Source organism: Pseudomonas sp. OV226, assembly GCF_003148705.1.
Lineage (GTDB): Bacteria > Pseudomonadota > Gammaproteobacteria > Pseudomonadales > Pseudomonadaceae > Aquipseudomonas.
Genome location: NZ_QGGS01000003.1, coordinates 439,336 through 456,431, shown reverse-complemented (window position 1 = coordinate 456,431; position 17,096 = coordinate 439,336). Strand labels below are relative to the sequence as shown.

Sequence of the window (17,096 nt, the reverse complement as noted above, 5' to 3'; positions counted from 1 at the left end):
TACTGTCCGTCAGTACGGGTGTTTGGCCAACGCCTCACGAGTGAATTGCTCGATCAGTGCAGCCTCTTCAATTTGCAGTTGAGCACCCAGGTCTTCGGACTGCGTCTTGTATTGCGCCTCGGACAGCAGGCCCTTCTGCTGGCTTTCACGCAGACTGGCCAGGCGGTCCTGATAGGGTTCACGCTGCGCTTCGAATTGCGGCCGGTAGGTGTTGGTCACGTAGTCTTTCCAGAAATCTTTCGCCACCAGTGACTGGAATTCCGCGGCAGAGTCATTGAGTTTGACGACGCTATCGTAGGCCTTGTTCAGCATTGTTGGCGTGACGTTACCCAAGCCAATGAACCTGACTTGGCGAGGTTGCCCTGGCAGATCGAGCCGGTCCTTGAGACCAAACCGGTAGGCCAGTTTTATTTCGACATCTTCCAGCCGGTCGATCAGATCGGTTTTTTGCGCCGCCGACAGATCCCTCCTGGCATTGATCGCAGCGACTCGTTTGTTGATATCGGCCAGGGCGATTTTTTCGACCTCGTCCAGCCGGAACAAGCCTCTGGACAGTTTCAGCAGGGCCGCGCCCTGCTCCGCGTCCAGTGCCAGCGTGCGGGCCCGGTAGACCAGCGCCATAATCTCCAGATTACTGAATGACAATGCCGCACGATCACAACAGGCCGGTCTTCCTGCCCACTCGAACATCTCCCCTCGCAGGGCTTCGGACTCGGGGCTGCCTTCGGTGATGGTGTCGATGACTTCCCAGACGCGACGTTGCAGGTCGGCGTGACCGGCACCGGCAGCTTCGAGGTCGTTGAGCACCTGGAAAAAGCCATTGGCCCCCTCTTGCGCGGACAGGGCCTGCCACTGTGATTGCCGGGACACAGCCTGGTCAGGGGGCAGGTCCGTGACCCAGCGCTGCACGCCCGATTGTCGTTGGGCGATTCCGAGCCTGACCCGTTCAGTAGGCATGGCCGGGGCTTGATACTCGAAGAAACCCGGCCGCCTGAGCCCCCACACATCCGGACGCTCTTGCTCAAGGCGACTCCAGTAAGCGCTCAGCTGTTGTTGCGCGGCCTCGGACAACGGGTTGCCGCTGATAATCGTGAAATTGTTGCGGCGGGCCACATGCTCCAGACGTTCGGCGGAAGGCGTGATAACGGATTCCGGAAACGTTGTGATCTGGTTACTACGCAAATCGATGACGTCCAGCAGAGGTTGCGCATCCAGCCCTTGTGGCCAGGTATCAATGCCGATGGTGTTCAATTGGAGCGAGCGCATATCTGCAATCTGAGAGAAGTCCGGCGTCATACCCAGCGGGTTCTGAGACAGGTTCATCGCCCGCAGCGTCGTGCGTCGTGCCAGTATCCCGGCCGTTTCAGCCGTCAGGCGAATGCGGTTGCGTTGCAGAAACAGACGCGTCAGGCCGTTCATTTCGTCCAGCGCTGGCGGTATGGCGGTCAGTTGGTTGTTCGACATATCCAGCCAGCGCACGCCCCTGAAATGCGCAAGAAATCCCTCTGGCGAAACACTCAGCCCCATGCCGCTGAGCTTGAGCGAACCCACATGGCTGAAGTCGGCTTCCAGATCCGGCACGCTGTCGAGTGTCTGGCCACTTAAATCGAGCTCAAACCCGATCGGGCTGCCGTCGACGGCATTTCTTTGCGGAGCTTGGCGTCGCCAGCATTCGCGGATGCGGTCAGCGGCGGTGTATCGCTCTCCCCGCTCCGATACCCCCTCCGAAATCTGGCCCGCCCGAACGTAGCGTTGACGCGCGCCGCCTCCCGAAAAAGCCCACGCCGACAATTGCCGATTCAGCGACTCATACTCGCGTTCAAGGCGTTCAAGCTCCACTTCGACCCCGCTCCCATGGGTTTGCAGGAATTCGGCCACTTCAAACTCGTCGAAGGCCGGGTAGAGGTAGCGAACCCGGGTGCTCAACGTGTCCTGCCCCTTGAACGCCCCCGGCAGACTTCCTTCCAGCAGGTCGGGCCTGATCGCTTGCAGTCGCTCTCGGTAATCCATCAGCCGCTGCCTGCCCTGACGGGTAAACGGATTACCCTCCAGAAGCGTGACCCGATTGACCCTGGCGTTCGATTCGAGCTGATCGGCCTCCGTAGAGAGTAATGCCTGAGGCACTTCGGTCAGCGCGTTATCGCGCAAGTCCAGCAATTGCAGATCAGGAAGACGGTCGGTGCCGAGTGGCCACTCGTCTATGCCCGTGCCGCTGAGGTTGATTTTTTTCAGTCGAGTCATTGCACTGAAGTCCGGCGTGATCCCCAACGGAGTATTCAGCAAGTTGAGTTCCTCAAGGGCACTCAACTTTTCGAGCAGTGCGCCATTGTGAGCGTTAAACCCGATACGACTGCCCCGCAGGCTCAGGCAAGTCAGGGTCTGCATATCGGCGAATGCCTCAGGCACCTGACTCAGCCGGGACATCCCCTCCAGGCTGAGCGTTTTTAACCCGGTGAAACACTTGAGGAAGGCATTGAGATTGCGTACGCCCGACCACGTCAGCGCCAATGTCTGGACATGACTGAACTGTGCACTGAGCACTGGCAGCTCAACGGGCGAATCTATGCTCAGCTCCGAGCCGCTCTGCCGGCGCCAGCAGCGCTTGAGGGTGTCGGCTATCTGACGTTCGCGCGCGCCCGGAATTTGCCCCGCGACAACCTGGCTGCTTTCGGCGGTGACGCGGCCTTGCACCCAGGAATTCAACTCGTTTTTGAGCGTCGTGTACTCGGCTTCGGTGCGGGTCAATCCGCCGCGTACATCGTCACCCAATGAATGCAGGAACCCTTCAACCTCGGCTTCGCTGAAGTCGGGATACAGCTTGAGTACCCGTGCGCGCGGCGTTCGGAAAAAATTCGCCACCTGTTGGCCCGCGGGCAGTGAAGGGCCAACACCACCGAGCAGTTTCATGCCTGGCTCGAGGCTGGGCTTGAGCACTCGATGCCGCTGCAGTACGGCCCGGAACACCCCTCGCGACAGCGGCCGCTGTTGCACCGTTTGCTTCATTCGCTCGGCCTCTTCGAGTGTGAAGCCCATCGCCTGGCGCTCCCCGGACGACAGCGCTTGCAGGACGGATGTATAGAGACTGGAGGACGATGCCCCGGTGAACCCCGAGTTTTCATCCACCACCAGCACCGCACGCGCCGGGGTCTGCGACGGGCCGATCGCCTCCAGCAATTTGCCTTGCGGCCCGTATTCGCGCAGTTCCAGGCGCACATCCTTCGGCCAGCCAGGCAACGTTTCAAGACTGCGCAGGGCCAGGCGTTCGCTGTCGATACCCGATGAGTTCTCCAGATAGAGCCCTTCGTAGGCGTGGGTCAGCCGTCGTTCCTGGCGGGCCCATTCGGCCTGCTCGTAAACGCGCTGGGGCAATGGCCCGGGTTTACCCAGTGCCAACCGTTCCGATTGTGTCGCGCCTGCCAGAATTTGCTCCACCACCACGCTGGGCAGCGAAGGGGAAAATACCTTGATTCGGCCTACGGCACCGTCGGTACCGCCGTCCTGTTCCCGGTACAAGGATTCGAACAACGAGCGCTGTTTGATCGTTACGGTTCGAGCGATTTCCTTGCGCAACTCGCTGGCGCGTTGCTCCAGCGTCATGTCCGATGTACCCGGCACATTGTCGAGAGAGAACGGGGGGGCCTGGTAAATGTCCAGCAGTGACTTGAGCATCGTGCCGTTTGCGCCGTCCTGTTCACTCATGACGAACGCCACCCTGGAAGACTGTTTGCCGACGGCTTCGGGATCTTTCCAGATGAGCTTCGCCTTGCTGTCCAGAACATTGATCGCCGGATTGGCCGGCAACAGTTCCTGGCTGCGCATGACCCTGAACTGCATGGACACATCAGCCCTGGCGTAGACCTGCGGGTCCGGGCTGCTGATCTGTGCCTTGAAGGTTTCGAGGTTCCGGTTGAGTCGAAACCGGGTCAGGGTGTCGGTCAACTGCGCCGCGGGTGGCTGTTGGTCAACATGCAGCTGCCGCAACTGGTCGGGTTCCATGCCGCTGGCAATTCGTACCTGTTCCAGCTCGGCATCGGTGAACGCATCGGTGCGATAGCCCAACCTGCGCATCAGGATCGGCCCGTCCCAACTCAAGGGTTCTTCACCCTCGTGGCTCCAGGCACCCGCACCGTTGTGCTCCAGTTTCGGTGCATAAGCCTCTGGACGGGTCGGATGCTGGATACGGTGCTCCCCGCTGGCCGGGTCTTGTCTGACGACATAATCATTGTTGTCCAGCGTCAGGATGTCCTGACCGTTGAAACGGTGCAGCCCCAGCTCATTGGGCGGTGAGTCCGCCGGCAGCCGGACCGCGCTTTTGTACGGTTCGATATCCGGTTTCCACAGGCGCTGCTTGCCGGTCGGTAGCGTGACGGGTTTCAAGGCCTCGATCACGGGTTCGGGTTTGACAGCCCTCAGCCCGGCGACGCCCTTGCCCACGCCATGCATGACGGCAATCAGTGCCAGGTTTTCCGCAACATCGACCAGGTGCGACAGGGCCGCCCTTCGATCCCCCTCGCTCCATTCGATCGCGCCTTCGAATGCCTCGTTCAAAAGCTGACCGGCCATGACACCGATCATGATTTCACCCAGCACCGGCACGAACATCGAGACACCATTGAGCACCAGCATCCCGACACTCATTAACACGGCGATTTTCTGCGCGCGAACCTTCGCATCCACATCCGCCGTGGGCACCGCATGGGCCCGGGCATCCTTGATGATCTTATCGAGGTTCTTCTCAAACAGATGCGCCCAAAGGTCGGGGTTCGGCGCCCAAAGCCCATGGTCGCTGAAGCTTGAGGTGCTCACGTACGGATCGTCGACCGGCTCCAGTTTTGGCGGCTGCTCAGGTGGCAGCTCCTGGGGTGTGACCAGCGCCGAAAACGGGTTGAGGGCTTCAAATACTTTCGCCCCGGGGGAACGCAATGTGGCAAACGGGTCCGAAGGCGAGTCCGCCGCGGCACGGGTGAACTGGCTGAAATAATAGGGACGATCGGCATAGGCCACAAACTGACTGAAAAAGCGTTGGTACGCCGTCGGGCGGCCATCTGCGGGTTTCGCAGCCTCCCTGGCGGTGAACTGGCGCTTGAGCTCCTCGTCCATCGCCTGCCCCCTGTAGCGTTTGAACGGGTGCTGCGGATCATTGGGAACATAAAGAATGATCTCGTCGGAGTAACGATACTTTTCGCCAATAAGAAACAGCACACAGCCCGTCATTCTTTTTTTTTTTTATCAGGCCCAGGTCACGAAACCAGACCGGCTTGCCATCGACCTTGGGATTCATCTCCCCGCCGATCACCGACAGAATCATCGCGTAGTCGTTCGGCTCGATGTCTTTTTGCAACAAGGCCTGCTCGGCCGCCGCGCGCATTGCAGCTTTTTGACTGGCTACAAACCGGTGACGCAGCATGGCCACCGCAACCGGATTCGCCGGTCGCAAAAAGTCCTTGAGGTAAACCTGATACTGCGCGCCGATGTCCAGCTCCCGGCACAGGTTCAGAAGTTGCACCACGGTCAACGCCGTGGTCACTTTGCTGAATTGACCCGGCGCCGATTCAACAACGAAGCCCGACGAGGAATGAAAGTGGCCGATCGCGCACTCGTCCTCCTCGAAGTTGTGCAATGCGGCTTGCAGCAGCGGCAGTTTCAACACTTCGAAGGTACTGACCTCGACTTCAAAAACCCCCAACGCCAGAGGCTTTTTAAGCTGCACAAATGTTTTGTTGACGTCCAGGTCCACGGCGAATCGATCCTTGAGCGCCTTGACCAGCAAGGGCGCTGCAAAAGCATCGATGTCCTGCAGGCGCGCCATGGTTTTATCCAGCAGGGTCTGGGACGCCAGGCTGGCTTCAAAGCCTTCGTTCACGCACTGGCGCTGCGCCGGGGATGCCGTCAGATACCAGTTGGAAAGCCTGAACGGCGCCTGTTTGATGGCCTCTCGCCGTTCGGGCAAGGCATCCACCAGCCAGGCCGGGATGGACCCGGCAATGAATTCGGCGTGAACACCGGGTTGATCGGCGGCGGTCAATGGCGCTGCCGTTTCTTGGGGAGACGCGTTTGGGTTTCGCAAGGTACATATCCTTATGTACGACTTATTTGGACCCTCAGCTTATTCACCCCCGGCTAAAACAAAAACTCAGTAAAACTGCTGAAAAATCGCAATAAAACCGCAAACAGCATTCAACTTAAGAACCTGAAAAATAATTAAATACCACCCGCCCCCACGCAACACCTGATCCGGATTCCCGGCGGTAGTGTTTACCCCACCGCTAAAGAGGCTAAGATCCCCTGACATTCCTGGCAGGACACTGGACATGCGCCTCCCCGAATTCATCAGGCAAAACGTGGACCGCATCGTCGATGAATGGGAGCAGTTCGCCAGCACGATTACCCCGGCTGCCGACCACATGGACAGCATCACCCTGCGCGATCACGCCAAAGCGATTCTGCTGGCGGCCGCTCGGGACATGGCCACGGCGCAAACTGCCACCGAACAGGTCGCGAAGGCGAAGGGTGAAGGCGCGGAAAAAACCCCGAGTCTCGATGAGGCCGGCGCCAGCCATGGCGAGCTGCGCCATACCGTAGGGTTTGATCTGGTGCAGATGACCAGTGAGTTTCGCCATTTGCGCGCCTGTGTGATTCGGTTGTGGGTCAACAGCCTGGATTCGCCGGACCTGGCCTACTTCCAGGACATGATCCGCTTCAATGAAGCCATCGACGAAGCGCTTGCCGAGTCGACTGCAGCCTATGCCGAACAGGTCAATCACTCGCGCGATCTTTTTCTGGCGATACTCGGCCATGACCTGCGCGCCCCCTTGCAAGCCGTGACCATGTCCACCGAGTTACTGCTGCGCAAAACCAGGCTGGAGGGCGACGCATTGGCCTGCGCGATCAATATCAAGCGCGGTGCACGGCACATGGCGGTGATGGTCAGCGATTTACTGGAACTGGTTCGAAGTCGCCTGGGTAAAAGCCTGCCGATTGAACCCAAGCCGATGAACCTGGCCGATGCCGTGCAGGAAGCCATCACTCAGGCGTGCGTCGGGAACCCTGAATGTGATCCGACCTTAAGGGTCGAGGGCGATACGCAAGGCGTTTGGGATGGCGCAAGGCTTGATCAGCTATTACAGAACCTGATTGGCAATGCGTTGCAGCACGGGGCGAATAAACGGGATGTGACCGTCGTCCTCAGTGGCGAGCCCGATGCGGTTCGCCTGACGGTGCATAACTTTGGCGTGCCTATTCCCGAAGAGGCGATCGGCACAATCTTCGATCCACTGGTGCGCAGCGCCGATGAAGAACTCGGCCAGCCGTCGACCAGCCTGGGATTGGGTTTGTTTATCGTCAAGGAGGTAGTTGACGCGCACGGCGGGATGATCGAGGTCAGCTCGAATGAGACGGATGGGACGCTGTTTACGGTGATGTTGCCTCGTAGGCGGTAGATCTGGAAACCGCGTTATCGTTCTTCGCGAGCAAGCCCGCTCCCACATTCGACCGAGTTCTTCCAGTTGGAATGCAGTCGAATGTGGGAGCGGGCTTGCTCGCGAAGAGGCCTTGCCAGGCAACACAAAAACCTCAGAAAACTACTCGACCACCAACCGTCCCAACCGCTGCTTGAGCATGCGATTCTCGGCCCGCAGTTGCTGGACTTCTTCCAGCAGGTCCAGCGCCAAAGCAACGCCTTCCCATTCCAGTTCCAGGTCGCGCCGCAGCTTGGCGGCGCGCTTGGCCAGGGCCAGTTCGTAATCGTTGAAACGCCAATCCTTGGGCTGCTGGCCCTGAGGTTCGAGGATGCCGTGTTCGACGATTTCGATCACGTTGACGTCCGACAGGTCGGTCGCCTCACAGAATTCTGTCAGGTCCAGTTGAACGATCAGGGGACTGCTCATCGTCAGTAACTCCTTGGTGCCAAGCGATCAAAAATGTTCTCTGGGATCAAATGCCGCTTTTTTTGCCAGTTCCTGCCACAGGGCCTTGACGTCATCGTCCGATTTCTTCGGCATGACCGCCTTCAGTTGAACAAACAGATAACCGCGCTCACCGGCCTTGTTTAGCAAACCATGGCCCTTGGCGCGCATGCGCTGGCCGTTCTGGCTGCCTGCCGGCACCTTGAGGTTGATCTTGCCGGTCAAGGTCGGTACGGCGACTTCGGCGCCCAGCGCCAACTCCCACGGTGCCAGTGGCAAGGTGATGATCAGGTTCTCGCCTTCGACATCGAATTTAGGGTGCGGCGCAAAGCGGATGGTCAGGTACAGGTCGCCATTGGCACCGCCACCTACGCCCGGCGCCCCTTGGCCCTTGAGGCGGATGCGCTCGCCGTCGGTCACGCCGGCGGGGATCTTCACGTTCAGGCTTTTGCTGGTATTGCTGACGTGCTGGCCGGCAGCGTTGTACTGCGGCACCTGGAAGGTGACCTTCTTCGATTCGTTCGAGAGGGTTTCTTCCAGAAATACCCCGAGTTCCATTTCCACGTCTTGCCCTCGACGTCCGGTACTGCGACGCGACTGTCCACCACCAAAACCAGGGCCACGGTTGCCGAAGATCGAACTGAAAAAGTCCGAAAAATCGCCCGAGTCCTGACCACCACCGAAACCGCCTGCGCCACGCCCTTGCCACCCTGGCGGGCCCTGGAACGGCTGGCCGTGCTGGCCGTACTTGCGCAAGTCGTCATATTCGGCGCGTTTGTCGGCGCTTTTCAGTGCTTCATAGGCTTCCGAGGCGTCCTTGAACTTGGACTCGGCGTCCTTTTCCTTGCTGACATCAGGGTGGTATTTGCGCGCCAGCTTGCGATAGGCGGCCTTGATTGCCTTATCGTCAGCCGTCGGCTCCACACCGAGAATCTTGTAATAGTCTTTGAAGTCCATCGCGGGAATCACCATCCGTTATCAAAGTCGCGCCACCCGCCACAGCATGCGCTTGTTCGCAGCATTGAGGTTGACCGATCTCAAGGTTGTGACCGGGCGTCGCATCAGAAGTTTATCGGCAGCGGGCGGGGCTTCTTGCGACGGCCCCGCGGCTGTCCGGTTGATGCAGGGTAGTTTGGGGGTGATGGGGCGTCTTTCAAGACACAGGCGAGCGAGATTTAGCAGATAGTCGGCCTTCGAATATTCGCCTTCCTGACATACACTGCGCGGCCGTTTTTTAACCGGAACTTGAAAGACATGAAAAACGCATCTCCAGCCCGTGCCTGCGGTATCGACTTCGGCACGTCCAACTCCACCGTCGGCTGGCTGCGCCCCGGCATGGAAACGCTGATCGCGCTGGAGGACGACAAGATTACCCTGCCCTCGGTGGTCTTCTTCAATATGGAAGAACGCCGCCCGGTGTACGGCCGGCTGGCGCTGCACGAGTACCTGGAAGGCTACGAAGGCCGGCTGATGCGCTCGCTCAAGAGCCTGCTGGGTTCCAAGCTGATCAAGCACGACACCAGCGTCCTGGGCACGGCGATGCCGTTCAAGGACCTGCTCGGGCTGTTTATCGGGCAGTTGAAGAAGCGTGCTGAAACCACCGCCGGTCGGGAATTCGACGAAGTCGTGCTGGGCCGTCCGGTGTTTTTCGTCGATGACGATGAACTGGCCGACCAGGAAGCGGAAAACACCTTGGTCGACGTGGCTCGCGCCATTGGCTTCAAGGATGTCTCGTTCCAGTACGAACCGATTGCAGCGGCATTCGACTATGAGTCGACCATCGAAAAAGAAGAGCTGGTACTGATCGTCGACATCGGCGGTGGTACGTCTGACTTCTCGCTGGTGCGCCTGTCGCCTGAGCGCCGCAACCACGACAACCGTCACGACGACATCCTCGCCACCGGCGGCGTGCACATCGGCGGTACCGATTTCGACAAGCAGTTGAGCCTGCAAGGCCTGATGCCACTGTTCGGCTACGGCAGCCGCATGAAGAGTGGCGCCTATATGCCGACCAGTCACCACATGAACCTGGCGACCTGGCACACCATCAACTCGGTGTACTCGCAAAAGTCGACCCTGGCCTTGGGCAGCATGCGTTACGACATCGAAGACACCGGCGGCATCGATCGCCTGTTCAAGCTGATCGACCAGCGCGCCGGGCACTGGCTGGCCATGGAAGTGGAAGAAACCAAGATCCAGCTGACCCACGCCGACAGCCGTCACGTGCCGCTGGACCGTATCGAGCCGGGGCTGAGTGTGGAATTGAGCCGCGCGCTGTTTGAATCCGCCATCGAAGCACTGCTGGAGCGCGTGCGCACCAGCGTGAGCCAGATGCTCAACGACGCCGATGTGCGAGTCGATCAGGTGGATACGGTGTTCTTCACCGGCGGTTCGAGCGGGATTCCGGCGCTGCGTAACAGCGTTTCGGCGATGTTGCCCAATGCGCGGCATGTCGAAGGGAACATTTTCGGCAGCATTGGCAGCGGTTTGGCGATTGAAGCGTCCAAACGTTACGGCATGATGGACTGATCCGAAAACCCTGTGGCGAGGGAGCAAGCTCCCGATGATCGTTCCCACGCTCTGCGTGGGAATGCCGCCATGGACGCTCTGCGTCCGCTGTTGAAGCTGTGACGCGGAGCGTCACGGGATGCATTCTCACGCAGAGCGTGGGAATGATCGGGTGGTAGTTAAACCATCCCGATCTGCTTCAACTCACTCTTCAAATACGCGTAGTAAATCGGCCCCGCCACTACCCCCGGCAGGCCGAACGCGGCTTCGAACACCAGCATCGCCAGCAGCAACTCCCACGACTTGGCACTGATCTGCCCGCCGACAATGCGCGCGTTGAGGAAGTATTCGAGCTTGTGGATAAAAATCAGATAACCCAGCGCTGCCAAGGCGACCCAGATCGACAGTGACAAACCGACAATCGTGATCAGGGTGTTCGACATCAGGTTGCCGATCACCGGCAACAGGCCGAGCAGAAAGGTCAGCACGATCAGGGTTTTGGTCAGCGGCAACTTGATCCCGAACATCGGCAGCACCACCGCCAGGAATATCCCGGTGAAGAAGGTGTTGAGCAGGGAAATCTTGATCTGTGCGAACACGATGTTGCGAAAGGCCTGGACCAGCAGGTGCAACCGGTCGAACAGTGCGGCGGCAAGTGGTTTGCGCTTGGTCAGGTCGGGGATGCGTTGCAAGGCGATGATCGCCCCCAGCACCATGCCGATCAGCAGCGTCACGAACATATGCGCCGCGTCCTTGCCCACCAGTTGCAGATCACTCAGGTGTTTGCTCACCCACTCGCCGATCGCCACACGAAACTCGGCGGCACTGGCGGGCAAATAGGCGTCGATGAACGGCGGCAATTGCCCTCGCGCCCGATCAACCACGCCCATGAACTTGTCGAGGGAAGCCCCGGGGTTTTCCGCTTCGTGCAGCAGAAAACTGAAAGCACCGGCAAAAATCAGAGTCAACACGCTGACCACCAAAGTGCCCAACAGTGCGACCGCCAACCAGCGCGCACGCCGTCCTTCGATCAGACGCTGCAATTGTGGCGTGAGCATGTTGACCAGCTCGAACACCAACAAACCGGCCAACAGGCTCGGCAGCAGTCGCAGAGGGAGCACCAACAGCAAACCACCAAAAATGATGATCCAACTGGTGAACAGCAAGTGGCGTTGAGAAAACGTTGGCATACAGCCTCAAAACGAACGACGTAAAAAGGATTGGCAGTCTGCCAGCGTTCCGATGTCAGCACTAGGGATTGTGTAGGTCGACCTTAGTGGGGGCACCGGCCATTTTTTTTGCTGAGCCCCTACCCGGTTCATTGCTTGTTATTTCTTCAGGCAATTGCTCATAAACACTTTACGCGCATCACCCTTCATAGCCTGAGTGGTGGCTGTTTCATTGCAGGTTTTCATCTTCTCTTGCTGGGAGGTCATCGGTTTGGCGGCTTCGGCGGCCGGGGCGGCCGGTTCAGCTTTCAGGCAATTGCTCATAAATGCTTTGCGTTCATCGCCCTTGAGGCTTTTGGTCGTAGCGTCAGCATTGCAACGGGTCATCTTCTCTTGCTGAGGGGTCTTGGGTTTGGTCACATCGACCGCATCGGTCGCCGGCTTAGCTGACAGGCAGGTGCTCATGAATGCATTGCGTTCATCGCCCTTGAGGCTTTTGGCCGTAGCGTCGGCATTGCAGGTGGTCATTTTGTCCTGCTGCGCAGTGGCAGCGAAGCCTTGGGAGCAGAGCAGCAAACCGATCATCAAAAAAGGGACACGCAACATTGTCATGGAGTTTTCTCCTTGTTGCCGTACCGATGGGCACGGCCATGTTTTGCAGTGTAGACAATGCCTGTTACACCTTCACCGACTCTCGAGGTGACTGCGCCGGTATTGCTCCGGCGTACACCCGGCCTGGCGTTGAAACATCGCGATAAAAGCCGAGCCGGTGCTGTACCCCATGTCGAAGGCGATGTCCTGAACGCTGCGGTGACTGTCCAGCGCTTCGATCGCGGCCAGAAACCGCAAGCGCTGCCGCCACTCCCCAAAGCTCATCCCCAGCTCGCGGACACACTGGCGCGCCAGCGTGCGCTCGCTGACATGGATTTGTTCCGCCCAGTGGGCCAGTGGCCGGTTATCCCCAGGCGCGGCTTGCAAGGCGTCCAGTATTCCAAGCAAGCCCGGGCTGCTGGCGTAGGGCAAGTAACACTCTTGCACCGGCGCCTGTTGCAGTTGATGCACCAGCACTTGGGCCAGGCGCTTGTCTGCCTCTTGCTCGGGGATCTTCACATCGCGCGCGGCGAAGTCCTTGAGGATGGCTTTAAGAATGTCGCTGATGGCCAGGGTGCAGGCCTGCGCAGGCAAATCCTGGCACAGCGACGGCGCGAGACAGACCGCACGATAGTTGATCGGCTGGTTGCTGTAGAAACTGTGCTCGGTGTGCGGCGGCACCCACACCGCGTATTGCGGCGGCGACATGAAACGGCTGCTGCCGATTTCCATGTGCAAGACACCGTTGGCCGAATACTCCAGCGTGCCCCACGGATGACGGTGGGCCGAGGCGTATTCATGGGTGTTGAAATCGGCGTAGCGAAAATAGACCGGGGCCGGCAGTTCGCTGAATGCCAGCAGGTCGATGTGTTTACTGCTCATGCTGTCCGGAATCCGCAGTGTGTTGTCTGGATCAAAGTATAGGCTTGCATCCAGACAGAGGATAATTGCGCTTCATTAACGTTCTGGTTTTTCCTGATGCAATACGCTTATCCCCTGCTGGCCATTTTCATTTGGGCTGGCAACACTGTGATCACCAAAATGTCAGCCGGGGCGATCTTCCCCGCCGAGATCGGTTTCTACCGCTGGCTGCTGGCCGCCATCCTGTTCACGCCATTCATGCTCAAACCGGTGATCGCACATTGGCCGCAGATCCGCCCGAACCTGGGCAAGATTTTCGTCCTCGGCGTGCTGGGCATGGCGGTCTATCAGAGCCTCGCCTACTTCGCCGCCTCCCTGACCTCGGCCACCAACATGGGCATCATTCTGTCGCTGATGCCATTGATGTCCTTGGCCATGGCGATAATCAGCCTCGGCCAGCGCCTGACCCTGGGGGCCTTGGCCGGTGCGGTGCTGTCGTTTGCTGGGGTGGCAGTGGTGGTCTCGTCCGGCAGCCTTGGCGCGCTGCTGGAGCATGGGGTGAACCTGGGCGATGCGATGATGCTGATCGCCACGTTGGCCTACGCGATCTACAGCACCTTGTTGAAAAAATGGCAGTTGCGGCTGCCACCATTGGTGTTGCTGTATTTGCAGGTGTTGGTCGCCGTGCTGGTGCTGTTTCCGATGTTCCTCGCCTCACCGAAGATCGGCCCGACGCTGCAGAACATTCCGCTGGTGTTGTATGCCTGCCTGCTGGCCTCGATGGTTGCACCGCTGGCGTGGATGCAAGCGGTGGTGCGCCTGGGGCCGAGCCGGACCACGCTGTTTTTCAATCTTTTGCCGTTGATTACCGCACTGATTGCGGCGGTGGTGCTGCATGAACAGTTGGCGCTGTATCACTTGGTGGGCGGGGTGTTGACGCTGGGCGGGGTGATTGTTTCGGAGCGTTGGACCACCGTTTTGGGCCGCGCATAGTCCTTTGTGGTGAGGGAGCAAGCTCCCTCGCCAGAGGGCGGCTTACACGCCGGCTGCTTTTAGCCGTGCCGCATGCTCGACAAACAACCGGATCGGCTCGGCGCCCTTGCCCACCCATCCCAGCGATTGATTGACGATGTCGAAGTGGTCCAGCGGATACTCATCGCCAATCACCGTGCCCAGGTGCGAACTGTACCGCCCGACCATCCCGTCGCAATACCCGGCCTCGTTCACAAACGTTTGGGCAAATAGCCGGCAACTGCGATTGGTCCCGTCAAACAGATTGCGCCCACGATCGGTCTTGCCCGGCTGTAACGTCCCGGACCACGAGTAATAACGCACGCCGTAGACCTCCTCCGGTCCATGCCCGCCCCAGGTTTCAGGCAGGCCTTGTGGATAACGCTGATTGAACAGCGCCACGCCTTCGCAGGTGAGTGAGTGATGGGACGCAGGGATATCCACCGGCAGTTTCGGCCCGCGATAGCCGGTGTCGAGCAGGCACATCAAGGCGTTGATCAACCGCAACAGACAGCTCAACAGGCGGCCCTTTACGCTGTCGTGCGGGTAGTGCTTGTGCAGGTAATCGGCCAGTTCCGAACCGTGATTCGGCCCGGCCACCGAGGTCACCGACGCCACCAGGTCCGGTCGTTTGGCAGCAGCGTAACGTGCGGTGAGCGAACCCTGGCTGTGGCCGATCAGGTTGACCTTCGCGGCCCCGGTCTCGTGCAGGATTTGTTCGATACGCGCCAGCAGTTGCTCGCCGCGCACCTCATTGGAATTGAGCGGCGAGACCTGCACCGCAAACACGGTCGCCCCACCCTGGCGCAGGGCCGAGACGATGCCGTACCAATACGGATAGAGCACAAGTCGGATAAACCCGAGCATTCCCGGGACCAACACCAGCGGGTAGCGCGTAGCGGAACCTTGCGACATGGGCGAACGTCCTTGTGGTCGAGGAGATGAAGCAAGGCGCGAGGCAAGACGTCAGCCAAGCATCGTCACCGAACATGACAACTCGACGACCAGTTTATGACATCCACCCTACTTCAACCCCACCACGCCCGCCACGATCAGCCCGACCGACACCACTTTGATCGCCGTCAGGCTTTCGCCCAGCAGCGCAAACCCGAGAAACACCGTGCCCAGTGAACCGATGGCGGTCCAGATCGGATACGCGATGCTCACCGGCAACTCGCGCATGGCCAGGGTCAGGAAGTAAATCCCGCCCACTGCCGCCACGACTGTGATCAGCGACGGCCAGGGCCGGGTGAAACCTTCGGCGTACTTCATGCCCATCGCGAAGGTGACTTCGAACCCGGCGGCGATCAGCAGAAACAGCCAGGCCATCTAAAACTCCCTGGCCAGCGCCAGCAAACGCTGCTCGGCCTCGGCGGCAGAGACCTGGAACGTACGCGCCTCGGACTCTTCGCCCTCGGCGGCGACCACGGTGATGTCGGTAATACCGATGAATCCCAGCGCCGTGCGCAACAACGGATCGGCATGGTTCATGGCTTCCAGCTCACCGCCCGGGCCGAACCCGAAGCCGCCGCGACTGGTGACGATCAAGGCTTTTTTGCCTTGAACCAGCGGCTCGTATTGGGCCACGCCATTGTCCAGCGTGTGATTGAACGTCAACCCGAGCCGCACAATTTGATCGATCCAGGCCTTGAGGCCACTGGGTACGCTGAAGTTGTGCATCGGCGTGGAAATCACCAGCAGGTCGTGCCCGAGCAATTCGCCGACCAGTTCATCGCTGAACGCCAGGTCGGCCTGCATCGACAGCGGTCGTGCCTGGGGTTCGGGGTAAAACGCGGCGGCCACAAAGGCTTCATTGACCGGCGGAATCAGCGCCCGCCCGACTTCACGCCGGGTCAACCGGGCCTGCGGATGGTGCGCCTGCCAGGCTGCAAGAAACACTTCGGCCAAACGCCGGGAGTGAGAACGATCGCCACGGGGGCTGGCGTGAACGGCAAGAATTTTACTCATCTGAATCTCCTTGGGATTACACTCAAACGGCTTGTGGCTTGCAGCTTGATGCTCCCAGCCAACCGCTTCAAATGAGCAGAAATCAGTCGGGATGAATCCATTTCATCCATGGAGTTCTCAATGTTTGCTTCGCTGCCGTTGACCGCCCTGCGCGCCTTCGAATCCGCCTCCCGCTTGCTGAGCTTCAAGGCGGCTGCGCAAGAACTCTCGGTGACGCCGACGGCGGTGTCCCATCAAATTCGCTCGCTGGAAACCTGGCTCGGCGTGCCGCTGTTTGAACGCCTGCCACGGCAAGTGCGCCTGACCGACGGCGGTGAGCGGTTGTTCCACAGCCTGCACGGTGCTTTTCTGGACGTGGCGCAAAGCGTCGACACCTTGCGCCCGCAACACAGCGGCACACACCTGACCCTCTCCACCACCGCCGCCTTCGCCGCGTTGTGGCTGGTGCCGCGCCTCGGACGCTTTTACGCGCGCCACCCCGGCATCAGCCTGCGCCTGGACACCCATTGCGAAGTCATCGATTTGCATCAGGACGCCAGTGTCGATCTGGTCCTGCGCTACAGCCTCGACGACTACCCCAACCTGTATGGCTTGTGCCTGTTTGATGAGTCCTTCGGCGTGTATGGCTCACCCGAGCAAGTGGCGCTGGCGGCCCAGCGGACACCCGCGCTGATCAGCGTGCGTTGGCACAATTCCAAGTTGTATGCCCATGGCTGGGAGGCCTGGTGCGCCAAGTCCGGCGAAACCTGGCTGAAGGAACAACCTGCGGTGCGTGAATACGACGAAGAGCATTACGCCCTGCAAGCGGCGATTGCCGGGCAAGGGCTGGTGCTCGCGAGCAATATTCTGGTGTCAGAAAGCGTGGCCAGCGGTTTGCTGGTGCCCTACAAGGGCGACATTCAAGTCGACGGGGCCGGGTATAGCGCACTGTGTGTGCCGGGTCGCGAGCGTCATCCGCCGGTACGGGCATTTTTTGCATGGTTGCGTGAGGAAGCGTTGTTGTCCGGGCATGCGGGCATACTGAAGGACCTGTAGCGCCCGACATACCGCCATCGCGGGCAAGCCCGGCTCCCACAGGTTGTGC

The 17,096-nt window shown here is 59.6% G+C and carries 13 protein-coding genes and 2 pseudogenes; 4 read left to right on the top strand and 11 right to left on the bottom strand.

Annotated elements, in window-relative coordinates; all coding sequences use genetic code 11:
* Nucleotides 1-9: 9 nt before the first annotated feature.
* Both C7534_RS08075 and C7534_RS08070 read right to left on the bottom strand, forming a co-directional pair.
* Nucleotides 10-5,202 (bottom strand): NEL-type E3 ubiquitin ligase domain-containing protein, encoded by a 5,193-nt coding sequence (locus tag C7534_RS08075; protein ID WP_158283920.1) that lies wholly within the window; start codon nt 5,200-5,202, stop codon nt 10-12.
* Complete coding sequence (locus tag C7534_RS08070; protein ID WP_146206162.1) at nt 5,138-6,067, bottom strand: dermonecrotic toxin domain-containing protein; 930 nt, start codon at nt 6,065-6,067, stop codon at nt 5,138-5,140. Before C7534_RS08070 ends, C7534_RS08075 begins: the two co-directional genes overlap by 65 nt.
* 244 nt (nt 6,068-6,311) lie before the next feature.
* Between C7534_RS08070 and C7534_RS08060 the strand changes: the two genes are divergently transcribed.
* Nucleotides 6,312-7,439 carry a sensor histidine kinase gene (locus C7534_RS08060; RefSeq protein ID WP_109785469.1) on the top strand — a complete coding sequence of 376 codons (1,128 nt, stop codon included), beginning with the start codon at nt 6,312-6,314 and terminating at the stop codon, nt 7,437-7,439.
* A gap of 141 nt (nt 7,440-7,580) precedes the next feature.
* On the opposite strand, the gene C7534_RS08055 is transcribed toward C7534_RS08060, so the two are convergent.
* Both C7534_RS08055 and C7534_RS08050 read right to left on the bottom strand, forming a co-directional pair.
* Nucleotides 7,581-7,886, bottom strand: coding sequence for a chaperone modulator CbpM (locus tag C7534_RS08055; RefSeq protein ID WP_109785468.1), 306 nt, complete (start codon nt 7,884-7,886; stop codon nt 7,581-7,583).
* A gap of 27 nt (nt 7,887-7,913) precedes the next feature.
* Nucleotides 7,914-8,861: a DnaJ C-terminal domain-containing protein gene (locus tag C7534_RS08050; RefSeq protein WP_109785533.1), complete on the bottom strand. Its 948-nt coding sequence runs from the start codon at nt 8,859-8,861 to the stop codon at nt 7,914-7,916.
* A 297-nt stretch (nt 8,862-9,158) separates the two neighbouring features.
* On the opposite strand from C7534_RS08050, the gene C7534_RS08045 reads away from it, so the two are divergent.
* Nucleotides 9,159-10,433, top strand: coding sequence for an Hsp70 family protein (locus C7534_RS08045; RefSeq protein WP_109785467.1), 1,275 nt, complete (start codon nt 9,159-9,161; stop codon nt 10,431-10,433).
* Between the two features lie 158 nt (nt 10,434-10,591).
* Here the strand turns inward: C7534_RS08045 and C7534_RS08040 are convergent, their stop codons facing one another.
* The 4 genes and pseudogenes from C7534_RS08040 to C7534_RS08030 form a co-directional block, all read right to left on the bottom strand.
* A complete protein-coding gene (locus tag C7534_RS08040; protein ID WP_046033041.1) occupies nt 10,592-11,602 on the bottom strand; it encodes an AI-2E family transporter in 1,011 nt (336 codons plus the stop codon).
* A gap of 138 nt (nt 11,603-11,740) precedes the next feature.
* Nucleotides 11,741-11,833: pseudogene (locus C7534_RS33145) on the bottom strand (PsiF family protein); the annotation flags it as partial.
* A 54-nt stretch (nt 11,834-11,887) separates the two neighbouring features.
* Nucleotides 11,888-12,193, bottom strand: a pseudogene (locus tag C7534_RS33140) (PsiF family protein); the annotation flags it as partial.
* Nucleotides 12,194-12,265: 72 nt separating this feature from the next.
* Nucleotides 12,266-13,054: an AraC family transcriptional regulator gene (locus C7534_RS08030; protein WP_109785466.1), complete on the bottom strand. Its 789-nt coding sequence runs from the start codon at nt 13,052-13,054 to the stop codon at nt 12,266-12,268.
* Nucleotides 13,055-13,150: 96 nt separating this feature from the next.
* On the opposite strand from C7534_RS08030, the gene C7534_RS08025 reads away from it, so the two are divergent.
* Nucleotides 13,151-14,026, top strand: a complete 876-nt coding sequence (locus C7534_RS08025; protein ID WP_077432391.1) for a DMT family transporter — start codon at nt 13,151-13,153, stop codon at nt 14,024-14,026.
* 42 nt (nt 14,027-14,068) lie between these two features.
* On the opposite strand, the gene C7534_RS08020 is transcribed toward C7534_RS08025, so the two are convergent.
* From C7534_RS08020 to C7534_RS08010, 3 genes are all read right to left on the bottom strand, one after another.
* Nucleotides 14,069-14,959, bottom strand: coding sequence for a lipase family alpha/beta hydrolase (locus C7534_RS08020; protein ID WP_109785465.1), 891 nt, complete (start codon nt 14,957-14,959; stop codon nt 14,069-14,071).
* 108 nt (nt 14,960-15,067) lie between these two features.
* Nucleotides 15,068-15,373, bottom strand: a complete 306-nt coding sequence (locus C7534_RS08015; protein ID WP_046033046.1) for a DMT family transporter — start codon at nt 15,371-15,373, stop codon at nt 15,068-15,070.
* Complete coding sequence (locus C7534_RS08010) at nt 15,374-16,012, bottom strand: FMN-dependent NADH-azoreductase (protein WP_109785464.1); 639 nt, start codon at nt 16,010-16,012, stop codon at nt 15,374-15,376.
* 108 nt (nt 16,013-16,120) lie between these two features.
* Here C7534_RS08010 and C7534_RS08005 point away from each other — a divergent pair, with 108 nt between their 5' ends.
* Entirely contained in the window at nt 16,121-17,047 is a 927-nt protein-coding gene (locus C7534_RS08005; RefSeq protein WP_177412225.1) for a LysR substrate-binding domain-containing protein, read from the top strand.
* Nucleotides 17,048-17,096: the final 49 nt, after the last annotated feature.